General features: G+C 63.7%; 26 protein-coding genes. 9 read left to right on the top strand and 17 right to left on the bottom strand.

Going from position 1 to position 18,895, the window contains the following annotated elements; genetic code table 11:
• Positions 1-90: 90 nt before the first annotated feature.
• The 8 genes from VW23_RS11565 to VW23_RS11530 all read right to left on the bottom strand — a co-directional run bounded on the left by VW23_RS11565 (position 91) and on the right by VW23_RS11530 (position 4,428).
• Complete coding sequence (locus VW23_RS11565; protein ID WP_069909723.1) at positions 91-312, bottom strand: hypothetical protein; 222 nt, start codon at positions 310-312, stop codon at positions 91-93.
• Positions 313-374: 62 nt separating this feature from the next.
• Entirely contained in the window at positions 375-794 is a 420-nt protein-coding gene (locus VW23_RS11560; protein WP_069909722.1) for an SH3 domain-containing protein, read from the bottom strand.
• Between the two features lie 111 nt (positions 795-905).
• Positions 906-1,364, bottom strand: a complete 459-nt coding sequence (locus tag VW23_RS11555; RefSeq protein WP_069909721.1) for an SH3 domain-containing protein — start codon at positions 1,362-1,364, stop codon at positions 906-908.
• 229 nt (positions 1,365-1,593) lie between these two features.
• Complete coding sequence (locus VW23_RS11550) at positions 1,594-1,968, bottom strand: SH3 domain-containing protein (RefSeq protein WP_069909720.1); 375 nt, start codon at positions 1,966-1,968, stop codon at positions 1,594-1,596.
• A gap of 208 nt (positions 1,969-2,176) precedes the next feature.
• Positions 2,177-2,530: an SH3 domain-containing protein gene (locus tag VW23_RS11545; RefSeq protein ID WP_069909719.1), complete on the bottom strand. Its 354-nt coding sequence runs from the start codon at positions 2,528-2,530 to the stop codon at positions 2,177-2,179.
• Positions 2,531-2,719: 189 nt separating this feature from the next.
• A complete protein-coding gene (locus tag VW23_RS28960) occupies positions 2,720-3,088 on the bottom strand; it encodes an SH3 domain-containing protein (RefSeq protein ID WP_069909718.1) in 369 nt (122 codons plus the stop codon).
• 313 nt (positions 3,089-3,401) lie between these two features.
• On the bottom strand, positions 3,402-3,941 hold the full coding sequence (locus tag VW23_RS11535) for a pyridoxamine 5'-phosphate oxidase family protein (protein ID WP_069909717.1): 540 nt from the start codon (positions 3,939-3,941) through the stop codon (positions 3,402-3,404).
• Between the two features lie 73 nt (positions 3,942-4,014).
• Positions 4,015-4,428: a hypothetical protein gene (locus VW23_RS11530; protein ID WP_244513530.1), complete on the bottom strand. Its 414-nt coding sequence runs from the start codon at positions 4,426-4,428 to the stop codon at positions 4,015-4,017.
• A 105-nt stretch (positions 4,429-4,533) separates the two neighbouring features.
• Here VW23_RS11530 and VW23_RS11525 point away from each other — a divergent pair, with 105 nt between their 5' ends.
• Positions 4,534-4,839: a hypothetical protein gene (locus tag VW23_RS11525; protein ID WP_069909716.1), complete on the top strand. Its 306-nt coding sequence runs from the start codon at positions 4,534-4,536 to the stop codon at positions 4,837-4,839.
• Positions 4,840-4,848: 9 nt separating this feature from the next.
• On the opposite strand, the gene VW23_RS11520 is transcribed toward VW23_RS11525, so the two are convergent.
• On the bottom strand, positions 4,849-5,292 hold the full coding sequence (locus VW23_RS11520; protein ID WP_069909715.1) for a Crp/Fnr family transcriptional regulator: 444 nt from the start codon (positions 5,290-5,292) through the stop codon (positions 4,849-4,851).
• A gap of 173 nt (positions 5,293-5,465) precedes the next feature.
• On the opposite strand from VW23_RS11520, the gene VW23_RS11515 reads away from it, so the two are divergent.
• A complete protein-coding gene (locus VW23_RS11515) occupies positions 5,466-5,663 on the top strand; it encodes a hypothetical protein (RefSeq protein WP_056001093.1) in 198 nt (65 codons plus the stop codon).
• Between the two features lie 5 nt (positions 5,664-5,668).
• Here VW23_RS11515 and VW23_RS11510 read toward each other — a convergent pair whose 3' ends face one another.
• The 4 genes from VW23_RS11510 to VW23_RS11495 form a co-directional block, all read right to left on the bottom strand.
• Positions 5,669-5,950, bottom strand: coding sequence for a DUF1905 domain-containing protein (locus tag VW23_RS11510; RefSeq protein WP_069909714.1), 282 nt, complete (start codon positions 5,948-5,950; stop codon positions 5,669-5,671).
• Between the two features lie 394 nt (positions 5,951-6,344).
• Entirely contained in the window at positions 6,345-6,674 is a 330-nt protein-coding gene (locus VW23_RS11505) for a hypothetical protein (RefSeq protein WP_069909713.1), read from the bottom strand.
• A 125-nt stretch (positions 6,675-6,799) separates the two neighbouring features.
• Entirely contained in the window at positions 6,800-7,096 is a 297-nt protein-coding gene (locus VW23_RS11500; protein ID WP_069909712.1) for an SH3 domain-containing protein, read from the bottom strand.
• 14 nt (positions 7,097-7,110) lie between these two features.
• Complete coding sequence (locus VW23_RS11495; RefSeq protein ID WP_069909711.1) at positions 7,111-7,401, bottom strand: SH3 domain-containing protein; 291 nt, start codon at positions 7,399-7,401, stop codon at positions 7,111-7,113.
• 229 nt (positions 7,402-7,630) lie between these two features.
• On the opposite strand from VW23_RS11495, the gene VW23_RS11490 reads away from it, so the two are divergent.
• Genes VW23_RS11490 through VW23_RS11480 form a run of 4 tightly spaced genes read left to right on the top strand, consistent with a single transcriptional unit; the run spans position 7,631 to position 11,118 of the window.
• A complete protein-coding gene (locus VW23_RS11490; RefSeq protein ID WP_069909710.1) occupies positions 7,631-8,062 on the top strand; it encodes a very short patch repair endonuclease in 432 nt (143 codons plus the stop codon).
• Between the two features lie 27 nt (positions 8,063-8,089).
• Positions 8,090-9,082: a DNA cytosine methyltransferase gene (locus tag VW23_RS28200; protein WP_280138985.1), complete on the top strand. Its 993-nt coding sequence runs from the start codon at positions 8,090-8,092 to the stop codon at positions 9,080-9,082.
• Positions 9,082-10,137, top strand: coding sequence for a ParB-like nuclease domain-containing protein (locus VW23_RS11485; protein ID WP_069909709.1), 1,056 nt, complete (start codon positions 9,082-9,084; stop codon positions 10,135-10,137). The genes VW23_RS28200 and VW23_RS11485 overlap by 1 nt, the downstream gene beginning before the upstream one ends.
• A complete protein-coding gene (locus tag VW23_RS11480) occupies positions 10,138-11,118 on the top strand; it encodes a hypothetical protein (RefSeq protein WP_069909708.1) in 981 nt (326 codons plus the stop codon).
• 183 nt (positions 11,119-11,301) lie between these two features.
• On the opposite strand, the gene uvrB is transcribed toward VW23_RS11480, so the two are convergent.
• Positions 11,302-13,947, bottom strand: a complete 2,646-nt coding sequence (gene uvrB / locus VW23_RS11475; RefSeq protein ID WP_069909707.1) for an excinuclease ABC subunit UvrB — start codon at positions 13,945-13,947, stop codon at positions 11,302-11,304.
• A 506-nt stretch (positions 13,948-14,453) separates the two neighbouring features.
• Between uvrB and VW23_RS11470 the strand changes: the two genes are divergently transcribed.
• Complete coding sequence (locus tag VW23_RS11470) at positions 14,454-15,635, top strand: MFS transporter (RefSeq protein ID WP_069909706.1); 1,182 nt, start codon at positions 14,454-14,456, stop codon at positions 15,633-15,635.
• 13 nt (positions 15,636-15,648) lie between these two features.
• Positions 15,649-16,401, top strand: coding sequence for a LicD family protein (locus VW23_RS11465; protein ID WP_069909705.1), 753 nt, complete (start codon positions 15,649-15,651; stop codon positions 16,399-16,401).
• Positions 16,402-16,656: 255 nt separating this feature from the next.
• Here VW23_RS11465 and VW23_RS11460 read toward each other — a convergent pair whose 3' ends face one another.
• Genes VW23_RS11460 through VW23_RS11450 form a run of 3 tightly spaced genes read right to left on the bottom strand, consistent with a single transcriptional unit; the run spans position 16,657 to position 17,961 of the window.
• Complete coding sequence (locus VW23_RS11460) at positions 16,657-17,115, bottom strand: FAD synthase family protein (protein ID WP_069909704.1); 459 nt, start codon at positions 17,113-17,115, stop codon at positions 16,657-16,659.
• Positions 17,116-17,155: 40 nt separating this feature from the next.
• The gene (locus tag VW23_RS11455; protein ID WP_069909703.1) at positions 17,156-17,635 is read right to left on the bottom strand and encodes an SRPBCC domain-containing protein; all 480 of its coding nucleotides are present in this window, start codon (positions 17,633-17,635) and stop codon (positions 17,156-17,158) included.
• The gene (locus tag VW23_RS11450) at positions 17,632-17,961 is read right to left on the bottom strand and encodes an ArsR/SmtB family transcription factor (protein ID WP_069909702.1); all 330 of its coding nucleotides are present in this window, start codon (positions 17,959-17,961) and stop codon (positions 17,632-17,634) included. The genes VW23_RS11455 and VW23_RS11450 overlap by 4 nt, the downstream gene beginning before the upstream one ends.
• Positions 17,962-18,097: 136 nt before the next feature.
• Here VW23_RS11450 and VW23_RS11445 point away from each other — a divergent pair, with 136 nt between their 5' ends.
• Positions 18,098-18,712 (top strand): dihydrofolate reductase family protein, encoded by a 615-nt coding sequence (locus VW23_RS11445; protein ID WP_069909701.1) that lies wholly within the window; start codon positions 18,098-18,100, stop codon positions 18,710-18,712.
• The last annotated feature ends 183 nt before the right edge of the window (positions 18,713-18,895 follow it).

Genomic DNA, 18,895 nt, shown 5'->3' with positions numbered 1-18,895 from the left:
CACTAACGTCGGTGTTTTGGTCTCCTCCCCCCTTGCGGGGGAGGGACAGGGTGGGGGGTACTCTTCCCGCACCGGGGCATCCTTACAGGATCAGAGTCGCCGCATCTTGCCGACCATGAAGACCACGGCGCCGGCGATGACCAGCACGATCGGCGCCAGCACCATGATCGACAGGATCGTGCCGTCGATGTGCACGGTGCCGTTCTTCTGCAGCTCGGTCAGTCCGAAGCGTTCAATGAAGAAGATGCCCAGGCCTATGCTGGCAAGGGTGGAGGCGAGCTTCACGTAAGGCTTCATCTGCTGCGTGGCCATGGGGCACCTGGCGCTGTGTCGTCGAAACTAAATAGGTCGCGGCACAGCGCCCGGCAAGCGGGTCAGTTGCTGAAGCAGAACGAGACGTTGGGCCGGCCGAAACAGGCCTGGCTGCGATAGAACGGATAGATCGGGCGAGCCCGGTAGCGCGGGCGCTCCAGGTAGAAGCCGTCATCATAGTCGTCGTAGTAGTCGTCGTCGTAATAGTCGCGATCGCGATAGCGATCAGCGTTGAGGTAGTTGGCGTTCACCCAGCCATCCGGGCCGCGCTGCTCGATCAGGCACCAGGCGCCTTTGCAATAGTCGATCTCGACGCGCTGGCCGGGGCGCAGCACGCCGACGACCGCATAGCCGGTGCCGGCGCCGGAGCGGACATTTACGGTCGAGGAGGCATAGGCGGTGGTGGCGCTGGCCGCGGTGGCGCCAGCGGCGAGCGCGAACAGCGCGCTGGCAAGGCCGATGGCGATGTGACGGAGGGGCATGACGGAATCCTTTCGGGAGGTAACTTGATCTCGGCTATCCCCAAACGGCGCCAACCTGCTCCGGGTTTCCTGAACCGAAAATGAATGGCTTACGCCCCGGGTTTGCCCGGTTCACCGGCGGGGGCAGACCTGCGCGGTGCCGCCGTCAATGCAGATGATGTCGCCGTAGAAATCATAGTCCCGGTAACGCTGGTGCGGGCGCTCGACGAAGGCATAGTCGTCATAGTGGCGCTCGCCGCTATAGTACCCGCCGGCATAACTGCCGCTTGCGTGATCGACCTCAGCGACGAAGCCATGCCTCGCGTAGTGCTGCGGCGTCGTGAGGTAGTTGGCATCGACCCAGCCATCCGGACCGGACTGGCGAACCAGGCACCATGGACCACGGCAGTGATCGATGCGCACCCGCTCGCCGGCAGCGAGCACGGCAATGACCGGCTGGTTGCCGCCGGGGCCGGCGCGGACATTGACGACGGTCGAGGCCACGACGCCGCCGGCGCTGGCCGGTGCAGCGCTGGAACCGATGCCGACGAGAGCGGCGAGGATGCAGAGGGCGACGCGAGCTGCGGACATATCGAACTCCTTTTGGGAGCAATAACGCGCGGCGGGGCGGGGCCGCAGCAGTGCCGCGCGGGCGATGTTAACCGCGGGTAAACGAAAGCGCCCCCGGGGAGCGTTTCGCCAAACGGCAAAGCCGCCCCCGGGGGGAGGTCCCGGGAGCGCTTTACGGTCGGCCAGAGGCCGATGGGGTAGGCGGAGCCGCCCTCGGGAGCGTTTCGCCTACGGCGAAGCCGCCCCTGGCTTAGTAGCCGGTGCCACCGCCGACGCAGAACTGGGCGCCCTTGCCGTCAACGCAGAAGCTGCCGAAGCCGTAGCCCGGCTTCACCGGCTTCACCGGGTAATAGTCATCGTCATAGTAGTCGAAATCGAGCACGTTGCTGCGCACCCAGCCATCAGGGCCGGAGATCTGCAGCTTGTACCAGTTGTTCCACTGGCCGATGACCTTGACCTTGTCGCCTTCGTAGACGCTGTTGACCACGGTCGAACCGGCCGCATGGTTCTTGCGGACGTTGGCGTCGTGATCGACATAGGCCCAGGTGGCGGCCATGGAGGCGCCGGCCGTGGCGAGCACGATGGCAGTGGCGAGAGCCGCAGTCTTGATGCTGGTGATGAACATGACGGGGATCCTTGGTTGGAGTCGTTGAAGTCGTTTGGAAGTCGTCTGGAAGTCGTCTGGTGGCATCGCTGCCTTGTGATGAGGTGTAACAGGGCCAACCTGAACGCAGCCTGAAACCCCCGCAAAGCAAAGCGCCTCCGGGAGGAAGGTCCCGGAGGCGCCATGGAGATCAACCCGAATGGGGTTGAGCGACTTTTGCGTTGGGCTCTCAGTAGCCGCCGCTCAGGCAGAACGAGGCGCCCTGGCCGTTGATGCAGAACGAGCCGCCATAGCCATAGCCGTAGCCGGGGAACGGATACTGCTGGGCGAAATCGAGCACGTTGCCCTTCACCCAGCCATCCTGGCCCGGGATCTGCAGCTTGTACCAGTTGTTCCACTGGCCAACGATCTTCACCTTCTGGCCGGATGCGACCCAGTTCACGTTGGCAGAGTTCTGCTTGTGGAACTGCTTGACCTTGGTGTTGTTCTCAACCCAGGCGTACTGGGCGGCCATCGAAACGCCTGCAGTGGCGATAACGACGAGAGTGGCGAGAGCGGCGGTTTTCAGAGTGCGGAAAGACATCTTCGGTTTCCTTAGGTTCGTGGGTTGGGTAGGAGAATTCGCCGTTGGCGAAATTCCCTTGGCGTTGCTGCCTTGACCGTGAACTTAGAAGGATGTGCCTGAACCGAAGCTGAAACCCTTGTACATGTAGAATGATTTCGCGCCGCATGCGGAATCTGTTCATCATTGTGGCGGAGACGGTGGCGGCCCCTACCAGCAGAAGATGCTGTTGTCGTCGTCGTCGCAGGTATCGATCGGATCGAGCGGATCGAAGCCTTCGAACTTGTAGGGCGTGACCTCGACCTTGGCGCCGGAGCCGACAAGATAGGAGCCGCGCACCCAGCCGGCCGGCTGGCCATCCCTGCCGAGGAACAGGCACCAGTTGGAGTTCTTGGTGCAGCGCTGCAGCTGCACCTGGCTACCCCTCGGCAGGGTGCCGATGGTGCGGTAACCGGCGCCCGGGCCGCTGCGCACCGGAATATCGGCCGAAGCCCGCGCCGTACCGCGCGACGCCGCCTCGGCGGGCAGCACCGCGAGGCTGGCGGCGATGAGACTCAGGGCGAGGAGGACGCTGTGCATGGCGGGCTCCGGCTGTTGTTGTTCTTGTTGGCGAGCAGCAACGCCGGAAAGCGGGCGAAATCGGGGCATGTGCGTTAGTGAGAAAGTCGCCGGACGTGCCCCCATCGCCCCCTCGCCCCTCTGGGGAGAGGGCGGCGGTGCGGCCGGAGGCCGCGCCGCGGGGTGAAGGGTGCCAAGCGCGCGGAACGAAGGCCTGCTCGAAGGCAGCCGATCATCTGGTGTGCTTGGCTGCCCCTCACCCTGGCCCTCTCCCCAGAGGGGCGAGGGGACGCACTTTGCGCGGTTCGTGAATGAAGGCTTGTCGGTGCCCGGGCTACATCCGCACCGCCCCATGGTCGCCCACGGCCGGCTTGGCGCCGGTGACGGCGGCGGTGAGCATCAGGGCGGTGGCGACCAGCTGGTTGGGGCCTTCCCAGATTTCGGCATTCTCCGGCGTCACCGTCAGCAGGCGGATTTCCGGATCGTCGGCGCTGTCCCACCAGGCTTTGGCGAAGGGCGTCCATAGCTCCTTGATGCGCGCGCGGTCGTTGCTGACTGCAGCCTGGCCGGTGATGGTGACATAGTCGTGCGCGCCGTGATCGGCGAAGGCGAGAGTGACGGTGGGGAACTTCTTCACCTGCTCGACCAGGGTGAGGGCCGGGGCGCCAGTGGCGTCGGCCAGCGTGGTGCCGCCACTGACGCCGACGAGGAACTGGATCACGTCGGCGTCGCGATCGACCGTCGCCGCGAGCGGGCGGATGCGCTGCTGCTCGCCATCCCAGCTGGTGAGCAGGGCGATGCGGATCTTTTCGGCGAGGTGCCAGGCCTTGTCGGTGAGCTCGGCGGGCGTGAGGCGATGTTCTTCATTGGCCATGATCGGCTCCTGTCGTTGCTGTGATGAGGCAACGGGCCAGAGGAGCAGGGGTTGCCACCTGATGGCGAAGTGATCAGTAGCGGATTGGCCGCCGGCGCTTGATCTCGGCGATGCGCTCTGCATCGGCGTCGGCGCTGAGGTAGCGGCCGCGCTCGAGAATCTCGAGGGTATATTCGCGGTAGGTGAGCCCCATCGCCTCGGCGCGGCGGGCCCGCATCACCGCGATATCGTAGGGCACGTCGTTGAAGGCCTTCTCGCTGGCGGCCTTCCACTCGAAATAGTTGCCGATGCCGTTATCGCCCCAGGGACGCGGCGAGTCGTTGAGCGGCGGCCCGCCATTGCTGCCAGCGGGCAGGGTGCCAGCGGGCAGGGTGGGGGAGTCGCGATCGTCGTCGAGCGGTTGGCGCTTCAGCATGGCGCCATGTTCGGGCGGCGCGGCGACAAGATCAATGCAGCCGGCTTGATGGCCGCCATCAACGCCACGCATGGGCATCCGTACTAACCGGCAGCCCCGGTTTGTGATGCCATGGCCGCCGACGAGGCGGCGTATACTGGCGGCGCGGGGAGGCCTTTCATTCGAGGAGATCTCGAAATGCCAAAGGGTCTGTCGTTCGCCGCTGTCGCGCTGCTTGCGTTCGCCATGCTTGTCCCCACCGCGTCGCTGGCGACGGATGGGCGCGGCGCCATCAAGGGTTGCGACGCCAACAAGAACTGCCGCTACGACGTCAACGACGACGGGTCGGTCGATCTCGACATCATCCAGGCCGACGGCTCGTACAACTGGGTGCATTGCCCGCCCAGGGGCGAGTGCATCTGCAAGGCGTGCCGCACCAAGGACGGCAACCTCACCGGGGTTGTCGGCGCAACCCGCTACCTCAACTCGCTCGGCATACAGTAAGCGGCAAGCTCAGGCGCGGGTTTCGGCGCCGGTGACGGCGCCGAACAGCCGTTCGAAAAAGCCCTGGTCGCGGTGGCCCTCGCTCTCTTTCTTGAGCTGCACCAGCAGCGCGCTGGTGGCATCGAGCCGCTGGCAGGCGAGGGTGGCGACATGCAGCGCGGCGATCGGGCTCTGCTCGAGCCAGCGCAGCCCATCCTCGATATGCCGCACTTCCACCGGGGTGAGCGCGGTGACATTGGCCGAGTGATCGGCGCCGAGCAGGATGCTCATCTCGCCGACAAGCGTGCCCGGCTCGGAGATGCGCGCCACTTCGACGCCATCGCGCTCGACCACCAGCCGGCCGGAGACCAGCACGAACAGCTCGCCGCGCGACTCGCCGGTCTCGATCAGCCGCTCGCCGCGCTCGAGGTTGCGAGTCGGGTAGGCATTGGTCAGCGCCAAGAGATTGGCCATGGTCGAAAGTCCCCCAAAATTCGAGCGGGCCCGCGCCCCGCGAGGCGGAGCATAGCGCGGTTGGGCGACGCGGTCATGTCGGTTGGGAGAGGGGGGCTCGACTCTTAAAGGGAGTGGACTCCGCGAAAACCTCACGCCTAGAACAAAGCTAGAACATATGCCGGAGACGCGCCATGCCCAGACACACTATTCCGCTCAACGGCCGCACCACGCGGCACACCAAGTTCACCCAGGACGAGGTGGAAGCGCTGCTGCAGAAGGGCTTCCGCTTCGCCATCTACCACCCTGCCGGCGACGAGTTCCGGCTGAGCCTGCCGCTGCAGACCATCGAGGATCGGACCCATGGCACGCTGACCATCGAGCAGGGGTGAGCGGCTCAGTTGAGCCGCTCGGTCAGCGTCACGGCGATGGCGTCGCCGACGCGCTTGCCCAGTTGGTTACGGAGCTTTGCGGCGACCGGCAGCTTGTGGGTGCCGTTGCCGAGCGCCATGAAGCTGGAGCGGAACGGCTTGCCATCCATAGTGCCCACGACCTTGACCAGGCCGCGGGTGCCGAAAAAGGCGACGGACTCGGGCCAGACCAGATAGGTCCAGCCGCCCTCGGCGGAACTCTGCACCAAAGTGGCCTCGAAGCTGGTGGGGAGATTTGCTGCTGACATGATCGGCTCCTTTTCGCTTGCCTGACCTAATGTCGCGCGAGAGTGGCCGATTTCGACAGGTCGGAGCGATTTCGGCTGCTTGTGGACTCGCATCCCAAAGCTCCTGCTCAGTTGGCAGTGAAGCATGGCGCCTCAGCACCCACCGGCGTCCTTCCGCGCAGGCGGGAACCTAGTGGGATGCTTCGGCTCCCGCTGAGGCTGAGAGATCCCCCTGGGTCCCCGCCTGCGCGGGGATGACGCCGGTGGGAAGCTCATGCATCGGAACAGCGCACAGGACTTACCTTGGCGCATATGGGCCTGCCCCGGGGTGACACCGTGGGTGAGGGAGCACTGGAGACAAGCCGTTGCGCTTGCTCCGATCAGCCTTTGGCGCAGATGAGTGCAAGCAGGGACCTCACGGATCGCCGAGCTTCACCGTGCGCCAGGTCTGCGTCACCCGCACCGGTCCGGGGCGGCGGATCAGCATCCGGCCATAGTCCTCGCCATAGGGCGAGTTGAGGGTGACGCGGATGTACTCATCCGTCTTGCAGCGCGGGCAGGGGAAGGGCGGCCATAGCGCCGGACGCTCGGGATCGAGCAGTTCGACGAGATCGGCGGCGAGATAGGTGGCGCTGCGGCGGCAGCCATTGCAGCGGATGATGATCAACTGGCCCCACTCGGCGGCATGCTTCAGCAGGTGAGTCTTGCCGGGATACTTCTTCTGCAGGTGGCCAGGCGGCGGCATAGGCGGACTCGATGGTGTTCGCCTTCCGTTCTGGTGATCGGTGCTCGAGCCGTCAACGCTGGTGCGATGACTTTGCGGTGTGCGGCGGGATCGGGCCAGCGCGCCGCCGCGGCCGGCCCGATCGATCATTTGGCGACGACGCCGTCCAGCGCCTCGGAGTTGACCCAGCCGGTCAGGCGGCGGCCGGGTTGGCGCAGCGAGACCTGGCAGTAGCCGGGCAGCTCGGTGCATTCGTGCAGCATCACCCGTTCGCCCTTGGCCAGCTGGCCGAACGGCCGGTGGCCGGGGTTGCGGAAGATCGGCGTCGATCGCAGCACGGTGACTTCAGGGAAATCCTGCGCCAAAGCAGGGGTGGCGAAAGAGCCGGGCGCGACGAGCGTGGCGATCAGGGCGAGCGCGGCGGCATGACGTTTGCTGAGCATGGTTGCGGGGCCCGTCACTTGGTGGACACGGCGCCATCGAGCGCATCGGCCGCGACCCAGCCATTATAGGGGTGCGGCCCCTGCAGTTGCCCGACCCGGCACCAGGTCGGCTTGCCCACGCACTCATAGAGCCTGAGTCGCTCGCCCTTGGCGATGCCGGTCACCCGCCGCCCATCCGGCGGCGGCGCCCGCAGCAGGTCGGTGGCGCGCACCGCGGTGATTTGCGAGAAGGTTTGAGCGAAGGACGGGGCAGTCAAACAGGCGGCCGCAACGGCAAAGACCGTGACGCTAAGTTTTGGCAGCATTTGATGTTTTACCTCGCGTTGCGGGATGCAACGGGGCGAACATGAAAGTCATATGATGAATTGAGGATGAACCGGGTGGGGCAGGGTTTCGGAGCAGGTTTGTGTCAGGGATTGGGGCTTTGTGCCGGCCCGCCGCCTGTCTCGCGGATGAGAGAAGTGGCGGTGAAGGAGTTGGTGGAACAGAAACCGCCGGTCAAAAAGAGGTCGCAGTCTACTGCCAGGAAAGGTCATGGACAGGATCAGCCGGCAGCGCCGTAGTTGGAATATGGCCCGTATTCCATCCAAGGGCAGTCGACCAGAGATGCGTGTCCGTAGATTGCTTTACTCAATGGGATTCAGATATCGGCTTCACCGGATGGACCTGCCAGGTCGACCGGATATCGTCTTTGCGACCAAGCGGAAGATAGTTCAGGTTCACGGCTGCTACTGGCATGGTCATGGATGTGCACGTGACCACAAGCCGACTTCCAGCGAGGCCTACTGGAGCGAGAAGATTGCTAAGAACCGAACGCGAGACGAGCGTTCGATGAAGCTCCTATCGGAGCTGGGCTGGGACGTGCTGGTCGTTTGGGAGTGCGAGATCGACCGGATTGACCAGCTTCGTTTGAGGCTTAGAGATTTCTTATCACAGGCAAGCCAATCTGCTTGGACGATCTCTTGAAATAGAGGGGTCAACCAGTCAAAGTTTATGAGGCTCACGCGTGTTTCCGCGTGGGCCCGTTGTGATTCGGGGGCCAGCTTGCCGACAGCAGTATCGCTCTTCAGCGGGTGTGGGGGGTCAGACTTGGGCCTTCATCGCGCCGGTTTTGACGTGCTCATGGCGAATGACGTGTTGCCATATGCCCGCGACGTGTACGTCGCAAATCTGCCTGATACGGACTTTCGCCTTGGCGACGTCAGGGGGATAACCAATTTTCCGAAGGCAGACCTCCTGGTTGGTTGTTATCCATGCCAAGGATTTAGCCAAGGCGGAGCGAGGGACCCGGATCGCGGGATCAACTACCTTTATCGAGAGTTTGATCGGGCACTGCGCCAGATAAGGCCAAAAGCCTTCATCGTGGAAAATGTCTCTGGGATGCGACGCGCAGACTTAAGGCATCTTCTGCGGAATCAACTGACCCGTTTTCGTCTTGCTGGATACCGAGTCGACTTTCGTATCTTGGACGCCAGAGAGTATGGGGTGCCGCAAGAACGTCGTCGAATCTTCATTGTGGGCATCAGGTCAGACTTGGATGCATCCTACGAGTTCCCGATGCCGAGCCACTCCGCCGATGGTGTTAGTGGGCAACGCTACACAACGATTCGTGATGCCATATCCGACCTGCCCGAGTGGCCAGCTGGGGAGTTTAATAACGAACCCTTCCATTGGTACTATCTTTCAAGAAACCGCTATCGGGCCTGGGACGATACGGCACCCACCGTTGTGGCGCGCTCGCGCCACGTTTCGCTGCACCCCATGAGTCCGCCGCTAAAACGGATACACACGGACAAGTGGGTCTTCGAGGGCGAGGCACCAGCTCGTCGGTTTTCGTTCCGTGAGTGCGCCCGACTACAGGGATTTCCAAAGGATATGGTGTTCCCCGACACTGCCCACCTAACCGAGAAACATAAGGTTGTCGGCAACGCCGTCCCTCCGCCCTTGTTTGGGGCAGTTGCAAGCGCACTACCGGAGATTTGGTGATGGGGTACACGCTCCAAAAGAAACCGATAGCAGACCTCGATCTGGATCCTAAGAACCCGCGGCTTCCCAATTATGTATCGCGTGATCAGGAGGCCATGCTGCAATTCTTAGCCAATGCTTCCTCGATAGAGGAATTGATGTCGGCCATATCGGAGAACGACTTCTTCCAAGCCGAAGCTCTAATAGCGGTTCCTGAGGGTGGGCGTCTGGTTGTTGTGGAGGGTAATCGTCGCCTAACAGCTCTGAAGTTGCTTTCTGGTGCCAATTTTGAAGGTATGTCCTCTCGAATACATGATTTTCAACAAGGCGCTAAACACAAGCCGACGGAAGTGCCTGTCGCTGTATACGACACGCGCGACGAAGTTCTGAATTATCTGGGAAATCGGCATATTGCTGGCGTTAAGCCGTGGGGCGCGTTGGCCAAAGCGAGGTACATCAGGCAGCTATTCGACGCCACCGACCGTCAGGCTTCGTTTCAAGGTAGAGCCCGAACAGTTGCCAAGGTGATTGGGTCACGTCGGGATTTCATCTCAAAGGCCATGCGAGCATACGACATGTATAGCGTAGCCGAAGAAAAGGATTTCTTTGGAATCGCCGGTATCGATGAGAAATCAGTCAAATTCTCGTTGCTTTCTACGGCGGTGGATTACGAAGGTGTCCAAGCCTTTGTCTACGGAGCGCCTGATACGGACGAGGGAAGTATTGAGCGGGCGCCGGACCCGGATAGGGTTAAGGAGCTGTTCCAATGGATGTTTTCCCAAGATAAGGATGGCAAGACTCCTCTGGGCGAGTCACGTAACATTATCAAGCTCTCGAGAATAATGATGAATGAAGAGGCGTTGAAATCTCTCAGAACTGGCGCCACGGTGGAGCAGGCGTATTTGCTGACCACCGGTGTCGGGGAGGATTTTGACGCCCTGTGCATCCAAGTACAACGTGAACTGAGGGAAGCAAATTCGATCGTGGCAGACGTGGAGAATACGGAGACACGTGAGGAGCTGGTGAGCAGCATATTTCGCCAGGCCCGGCAGTTAGAAGCGGCCATGAGAACGTGAATGTTCAAAATTGGAAGGGTGGCCCACACTTTGCCGCATCTGCTTGCGGATACTGTCGAAATAGCTCTAGCATTTGGCGAGTATGATCAGATTTCGACGACTGATCTTCTTGGTATCATCCGGCAGTCACCCAAGCCAGCCCAAGAGCTCCTGAACTTGGTTGATGAGGACATCGACGATGATGATGCGCCCGATGATTTGGATGGGGCGCAGCAGACTGAGAGGGAGCAGGGCTATATTGAGGAGTGCTGGAGGCAGCTTGCCTTCCGTGCTGGGGCCTTTGCGAACTCGTATCCATACGTGTTGGATGGCGAGATACTTCGGATCAGGGAGGACCTCGACTATGACAAACAGCTATACATCCTGTTGTTGGCCTGCAGCCGAACAAGGTCCTTCATGGGTAAGGGTGTTACCCAACGGCTAGCCGATATCTTCGAGCTGATTAGTGCCGAGTGCATGCGCCAAATGATGTCCCCGAGCGGAAAGGTATTCATGTTCGGTCCGAATAGCGACGATCGCGCAAAGCTATTTGGAAAGAATTTGACGGACGCCCTGCCTAAGCTGGTCGGCGAAATGGGGATGCGACTAAAGGCCGGTTGGCAGAAAAATTACGGAACGTCGGGGGACGGCAAGATCGATATCGTTGGTGTCTACCCGTTTGATCGGTTTGCTGCCGGAATCCAGGTAGTTATTGGTCAGTGTGCATCTATGGAGGAGGAGGGTAACTGGGAGAGGAAGCGCAAGGAGGCGATGCTGCAGTTTCAGGCGGCCGCATTTGACTACCTTGTAGAGCCGCAAGGGGTTCTATTTATTCCCGTTTGTTTTAGGCAGCCAGACGGCGATTGGGTTCGCCCCAACAGCGTTGCCGCGGTTATTACTATGGATCGCCTCCGGATAATGACGGTGTTAGCTGACAAGGGGGGAGAGGTCTTCGATGTCACCAAGTTGCTTGAGAGTGCGGGTATCGCGATAGCCGCCTAATCCACTCCCCCCTCCAACACATCCAGCTCCATCTCCCGCAGCCGCTTCACCTCATCGCGCAGTCGTGCCGCCGCCATTCGAGCGTAGCTCTCATGGCCTTCTCACCTAAAATCGCTCCACTGGAGCGATTTTGCCTTCGGCACGGTTCGAAGTCTCGAACTCAACTTCGTGAGTTTGAACGCGCTAGTCTGCCGAACCTTCAAGGACGTCCAGTTCCATCTCGCGTAGTCGCTTGACCTCATCACGAAGGCGGGCAGCGCGTTCAAACTCCAGGTTCGTGGCCGCTTCGCGCATCTCGCGTTCCAGGTCCTTGATGACCGCGGCGAGGTTGGCGCCGGCCTGCACCTTTTCCTTGCCGTTCTTGTCTTTGCCGATCGAGACGGTGACGTGGTCCTGTTCGTAGATGCTGTCGACGATTTCCTTGATGTTGGATTTCACCGATTGCGGGGTGATGCCGTTGGCGACGTTGTAGGCGGTCTGCTTCTCGCGGCGGCGGCTGGTTTCGGCCATGGCGCGTTCCATGGAGCCGGTGATGTTGTCGGCGTAGAGGATGACCTTGCCGTCGACGTTACGGGCGGCGCGGCCGATGGTCTGGATCAGTGAGGTCTCGGACCGCAAAAACCCTTCCTTGTCGGCATCGAGGATGGCGACGAGGGCGCATTCGGGGATGTCGAGGCCTTCGCGCAAGAGGTTGATGCCGACCAGCACGTCGAAGGCGCCGAGGCGGAGATCACGGATGATCTCGATGCGCTCGATGGTGTCGATGTCGCTGTGCATGTAGCGCACCCGAATCCCCTGCTCGTGCATGTACTCGGTGAGATCCTCGGCCATGCGCTTGGTGAGCACGGTGACCAGGGTGCGGTAGCCGGCCTTCGACACCTGGCGGATCTCGTCGACCACGTCGTCGACCTGGGTCTTGGCCGGGCGGATCTCGACCGGCGGGTCGATCAGGCCGGTGGGGCGGATCACCTGTTCGGCGAACACGCCGCCGGACTGCTCCATTTCCCAGGCACCGGGGGTGGCCGAGACATAGACGGTCTGCGGGCGCATGGCGTTCCACTCCTCGAAGCGGAGCGGGCGGTTGTCCATGGCCGAGGGCAGGCGGAAGCCGTATTCGGCGAGCGTTGCTTTACGACGAAGATCGCCGCGATACATGGCGCCGAGCTGGCCAACGGTGACGTGGCTTTCGTCGATGAACACCAGGGCATTGTCGGGCAGGTATTCGAACAGAGTCGGTGGCGGCTCGCCGGGCTTGCGGCCGGAGAAGTAGCGCGAATAGTTCTCGATGCCGGCGCAGGAGCCGGTGGCTTCCATCATTTCGAGATCGAACAGGGTGCGCTGCTCGAGCCGCTGCGCTTCGAGGAAGCGGCCGGCGCCGTTCAACTCCTGCAGGCGGGCAGCGAGCTCCTTGCGGATTTCCTTGATGGCGCCGGTGAGGGTGGCGCGCGGCGTGACGTAGTGGCTGTTGGCGAAGATTCGGACGCTGAGCAGGTCGGACGACTTCTTGCCGGTGAGCGGATCGAACTCGGCGATCGACTCGATCTCGTTGCCGAACAGGGTGATGCGCCAGGCGGCATCCTCATAGTGGGCCGGGAACAGCTCGACCGTGTCGCCGCGTACCCGAAACGTGCCGCGGACGAAGCCGGTGTCGCCGCGCTTGTATTGCAGCTGGCTGAGCGAACGCAGCAGCTCCTGGTGGTCGACCTTCTGGCCCTTCCTGAGATCGAAGGTCATGGCGGTGTAATCTTCCACCGAGCCGATACCGTAGATGCAGGAGACCGAGGCGACGATGATGACATCGTCGCGTTCGAGCAGGGCGCGCGTCGCCGAGTGGCGCATGCGGTCGATCTGCTCGTTGATGGTCGATTCCTTCTCGATATAGGTGTCGGTCCGCGGCACATAGGCCTCGGGCTGGTAGTAGTCGTAGTAGGAGACGAAATACTCGACGGCGTTGTCGGGGAAGAACGACTTCATCTCGCCATAGAGCTGGGCCGCCAGCGTCTTGTTGGGCGCGAGGATCAGCGCGGGGCGCTGGGTGCGCATGATGGTCTGCGCCGCGGTAAAGGTCTTGCCGGAGCCGGTGACGCCGAGCAGCACCTGGTCGGTCTCGCCATTGTCGACGCCCTCGACCAGGTCGGCGATGGCGGTGGGCTGGTCGCCGCGCGGCTCATAGCTGGTGACCAGCTTGAACGGCACGCCGCCCTCGGATTTGTCGCGCGGGGCAGGGCGGTGCGGCTTCCACTCCTTGTTGCCCTCGACCTCCTTGCGGCCGTGCAGGATGATATCCTCAAGCGCCTTCACCGTCGCCGAGATGCCGACGGTCTGCGCGCCGGCCAGCGACTGGCCGGGCATGTTCTTGGCCCTGACTTTCTTCTTCGAGGTCTCGAGCGCTTCGCGCAGTTGCTCCATCACCTCGGGGTCCTTGGCGGCCTGGCGCGAGATATCGCGCGCCGTCACGTGTCCGGATGGCAGATGGCCGAAGCCGGCCTGATCCGACTCGCCCATGCCGCCGAAATCCGGACGGTCGACCGAGTTGGCCTTCGACTTCGGGGCCTTCAACTGCATGCCGGTAGCGGCCGACCGCGCCGACTTTTTCGGCTTTTCCTGCGCCAGCGCGCCATCGGCCTTCTTGATCAGGGGCTGGGGCGTCAGCGGCTGGATGCCGGTGCCGGCAGCCTCGGCGGCGCGGCGGGCGGCGTTATCGAGGGCGCGCTTGTTCTTCAGCCGCTCCTGCGGCAGCCGCTTGTTCAGGCGCTCGTCCTCGGCCTTCTCGATCTCGCCGAGGAAGTCGTCGATGGAGAAGTCGGAAACCGGCTTTTTCGGGGGCATGGCGGACTCTCGGCGTTGGTTCACTTGGCGCCCCGCGATGGGAGCGCGGGCGGTGCGCAGCGAGCACCATAGATAGGTGTGCTGTCAGAATCTGTCAGGGTTGTCGTGGTGCACGTCAATATAGGGCGTGGCGAACGGAATGTGAACGGGGGCCAATCAGCTAGAGGCGGGCCCCCGCCTCCAACACACACCGGCCCACCTTCTCCCCTTGAGGGAGAAGATGGCGCGCAGCGCCGGATGAGGGGTATCTCTCCGCGTACTGGATCGTTCCTCGCTTTCGCTCGGACCGCGCTACACTTCGTTTCGCGATACCCCTCATCCGCCCTTCGGGCACCTCGCGGCGAGGGCTTCGCCCTCGTCCGCTGACCTCAAGGGGAGAAGGTCATCGCTGCACCGCCGGTGCCCCAACTGCGCTTGGGACCGCTACCATTGGATGTGCCGCTGTGGACGTTTTGCGCTTCCCCCCGGCGGCGGACGCCGACAAGAATGGTAGTTGAGGGGGAGCCATGGATTCGCGGCTGTACTGGCTGGCGCTGGCGGCATTTGTCGGGGCCATCGAAGGGGGCCTGATCGCCGGATTGCTGCCGCTGATCGGCGCCGACCTCGGGGTGAGCCTGGGGCAGGCGGGCCTGGTGGTGCTGTTCTATTCGCTGGCCTATGCGTTTGGCCCGCCGCTGCTGGCGCTGCTGCTCGGTGGGGTGGGGCGACGGCGCATCCTTGCCGGCGCCGAGTTTGGCTTTGCGCTCTGCGCGCTGCTGATCGTGCTCTCGACCACCTTCGAAGCCCTCGTCGTGGTGCGGACGGCGCTGGCGGTGGTGGCGGGGACCTATACCGGCACCGCCATGGCGACCGCCGCGATGATCGCGCCCTACGGCAAGCGCGGCCGTTACATGCAGGTGATCAGCATGGGGCAGGCGATCGCGGCTTTGGCCGGCGTGCCGCTCGGCGCGTGGATCGCGGCGCAGTTCGGCTGGCGCGTCGTCTATGTGATGCTGGCGATCATGGCTGGGCTGGCGGCGACGGCGCTCTATATGCGGCTGCCGCGCGGCATGCTGGGCGATACGCTGAGCATTCGCGACCGGCTGCGGGTGCTGCGCAACCCGGGCGTCGGCCGCGCGTTGCTGTCGACGCTGTTGTTCATGATCGGCTCATCGCCGCTGATCGTCTATATCGGCGCGCTGATGGCGGCGGTCGGCGTCGGCTACGACACGCTGCCGCTGGTGCTGCTGGCCGGCGGCATCGGCGCCATCGCCTGCAGCGCCACCGCCGGGCGCATGTCGGATCGGTTCGGCAGCGGCCGGACGGCGACGATCGCCGGGCTGGCGGTGATCGTGGTGATGGGAGTGTTCTTCGGCCTCGCCTGGGTGCCGCCGGCCTTCGCCCTGCCGGCGCTGATGCTGACGGTCGGGGCGCAGGGCTTTGTCGGCCGGACCTATTCGATCGCGGTGGCCAGCCATATGGCGCAGATCGCGCCCGGCGCGGTGCCGGTAGCGATCTCGCTCAATATGTCGGCCTTCATGATCGGCATGGCGGTGGCGGCGGCTTTGGGTGGTATCGTGCTCGACACATGGGGCGCCACGGCCCTACCGCTGATCGGCATCCCGCTGGTCGCCCTGGCGCTGCTGGTCTGGCGTTCGGTGCCGGAGGGGCCGGGCGAGCGCGCCAACCACGACGAGCCGCAGGGCTGACGGAGACGGACGCATGAAGAAATTCAGCGGTGACATGGGGCCGGTGCTGCTGGAGCCATGGGGCAGCTGGCACCGGCGCAGCGAGGGCCATCCCCGGCTGCAGCGGCTGGTGATGTGGCTGGGCCGGCGGCTGCAGCCGCGGCAGCTCGAAATGGATGCGGCGCGCTTCGCCGAGGATCCGTTCGCCGATGTGTGGGAGCCGGAAACCCTGGCACAGGTGCGGGAGTTGCTCGGCCGGGTTGCGACGGTCGCTGCTGCGGTCGAGACGCCGCTCTACCTGTTCTGGGGCACGCTGCTGGGGCATGTGCGGGAGGGCCGCATCCTCCAGTGGGACGACGATGTCGACCTGGCGCTGTTCGCGCCGGAACAGGCGCCGGCGCTGACGGCGGCGCTGCAGGCGACCGGACTGCAGGTGGTCAAGTTCAACTCGATCCTGAAGGTGTTCGACCCGGCCTGGCCGTCGACCGCCGGCAAGGAGTGGGGCTTTCCGTTCATCGACATTTTCGTTTTCCAGCCCGGGGCGACGAGCGGCCCGTGGGATGCGCCGCCCTTTGATATGGCACTGCTGCTGCCGGGTCGGCCGGTGACATTCGAAGGGGCCGAGCTGCGCGAGCCGGAGCAGCCGCTGGCGCTGCTGGACCAGCACTATCCCGGCTGGCGCAGCAAGGAGAGAACGACCTGGTGGAACCACCGGGAGGAACGGCAGATGCGGATCATCGCGGTGCGCGGGATCAGGACGGACGCGAACGGGCGGAAGCTGGAGTAGGGGGTGGTGCCGATAGCGGAGCCGTCGTGCCTCCGCGCCCCCTCTCTTGCAAAATCTAAGGCTTAGCCAAACGGCTAAACCTAAGATTTTGCTTTCTCCCCCGCCAAGGGGGAGATGATCGGTGGCCACCATTCACATCGGAGCATCAGTCGGGACTCTCCCCCTTGGCGGGGGAGAAAGCGAAAACTTGGGCTTAGCGGAGCTAAGTCCTTAGTTTTCGCCAGAGAGGGGGGCGTGGGGAGCCGCTGCGTTTCCCTAGCCCTCGCGCAGCGTCCCGGCCATGTACCGCTGCACCACCCGGCTGACGATCTCGCGCGACGAGATCGTGGTGGTGTAGGGCACCTTGCGCAACCCGCCGGTGCGGGCGAGATCGCCGTACCAGAACAGCAGATGCTCTTCGCTCATGTCGTCGCCGTGGCAGACATAGTGCGCGCCGATCTGGTCGAGGAAGGCGCGGGTGCAGTGCAGCGGCGCCGGGGTGTCGAGGACGCGGTCGACATGGCGGCAGCTCTGCAGCACGGCGCGGCGCTCGGCGAAGCTGAGGATCGGCGGCGGCTTGTAACTGGCGACATCGGCATCGCTGACGAGACCGACCACCAGGCGGTCGCCCAGCGCGCGGGCGCGGCGGAAGAACTCGACATGGCCGTGGTGGAACAGGTCGCACACCACATCGACATAGATCCACACCGGCTGCGCCGGTTCCGCCTCGCCCATGTCATTCCTCCCCCAAGGAATAGCCGTCAATCCAGGCAGTCTAGCTGACCCGGACCTCCACGAACCGCGCCAGCTGTTCGATGACGGTGCCCCAGCCGTCATAGAAGCCGAGTTCAGCGTGCTTGTCGCGCGCCGCGCGGTCGGAATGCATGACCCGCGCCGCATACTGCGTGCCGCCATCGGCCTCGTCGAGGGTGATCTCGGCTGACATGAAGCTATTGGGCGCCGGGCGAAAGCCGGCCAGCAGGGCATCGGTGAAGACCAGGCGGCGCTGCGGTTCGACGATCAGGAAGCAGGCATCCATATGCGGGGCAAAGGGTTTTCCGGCTTCACTGATCTCGGTCACCAGCGGGCCGCCGGGGACGGCCTCGAAGCGGACCGCCCGGCACTTCGCCGGTTCGGGCACCCACCATTGCTCGAACTGCCGCGGTTGCGTCCAGGCGTCCCACACCGCGGTGCGGGGCGCCCGGATGAAGCGCTCGATGGTGAGGTCGCGCTCGGGGTCGAACATCTCGGTCATGTCTTATCCCTGGTGACGAAGGCCTCGAGCCGGTCGGTCCGCTGGCTCCAGAGCCGGCGCTGCTGGTCCAGCCAGCTGTCGACCAGCTCGAACGTGCCCTTTTCGAGGGTGCAGGTGCGCACCCGGCCGGATTTCGCGGTGCGGATCAGGCCGCTCTGCTCGAGCGCCGCGATGTGCTTCATGAACGAGGGCAGGGCCATGTCGAACGGCTTGGCCAGCTCGCCCACGCCGGCCGGGCCGCCACCGAGGCGTTGCAGGATAGCCCGCCGCGTCGGATCGGCGAGGGCCTGGAAAATTCCGTCGAGTCGCTCGGTGCCCGCATGCATGGGCGACGAGTAGCATTGGATAATGCTTAGCGCAATGGCTAAGTGTTGCTCACGGCGATCACTTAGCCGTTGCGCTAAGTGTTGGCGATTGATAGTTAGCCAAAATGCATAGTGTTACTCACTCGGAGTTCGAAGAATGAAGCTTGTGGTCTCGACATTCGTATCGCTGGACGGGGTCTATCAGGGGCCGGGAGGTCCGGACGAGGACCGCAGCGACGGGTTTTCGCGCGGCGGTTGGTTCGTGCCATACATGGAGGCGGGCTTTCTCGCGCAGGCGCGGAACTGGCTGGAGCGAGCCGGCGGCCTGCTGCTCGGGCGGCGGACCTATGAGAGCTCTGCACGCGACTGGCCGGAGATGAACAAGCCTGATGACGCCATCGGGCTGATGATGAACCGGCTGCCGAAATACGTGGCATCGGCGACGCTCGGCGCCACCCCGTGGGGGCCGGCGGCGGTGTTGCGCGGCGATGTGCTCAAGGAGATCGAGGCGCTGAAGGCGCGTGACGGCGGCGAGCTGCAGGTGCATGGCAGCGGCAGCCTCGCCGGCTCGCTGCTGGCGGCCGGGCTGGTCGATGAGCTGCGGCTGATCGTGGCGCCGGTGATCGTCGGCGCCGGGCACAAGCTGTTCAAGGACAGCGGCGTGGCGACGGGGATGCGAGCGCTGCGCAACGACACCACGCCCGGCGGGTTGAACATCCAGGTGTTCGAACGGGTGGGCGAGGCGAAGTACGAGACGTTCCAGCGGCCTTAGCAGCGGCATTGAGGGAGCCGCGCTCCCCTCCCCCTTGAGGGCTACGGGATTCACACATTTGCATCGTGCAGGGCGATGGCGATGCCGGTGAGCATGGCGGCGAGTTCTCGCCAGCCGTTTTGCATGGTTTTTGGTCCCGGTGGCTTGCCATAGCAGTTCCATCCGCCCAGGCGGGCGGCGACC

Source organism: Devosia insulae DS-56 (assembly GCF_000970465.2).
GTDB classification, from domain to species: domain Bacteria; phylum Pseudomonadota; class Alphaproteobacteria; order Rhizobiales; family Devosiaceae; genus Devosia_A; species Devosia_A insulae.
Note: the sequence above shows the minus strand (reverse complement) of the source record. Positions and strands in the feature narration are given on the sequence as shown.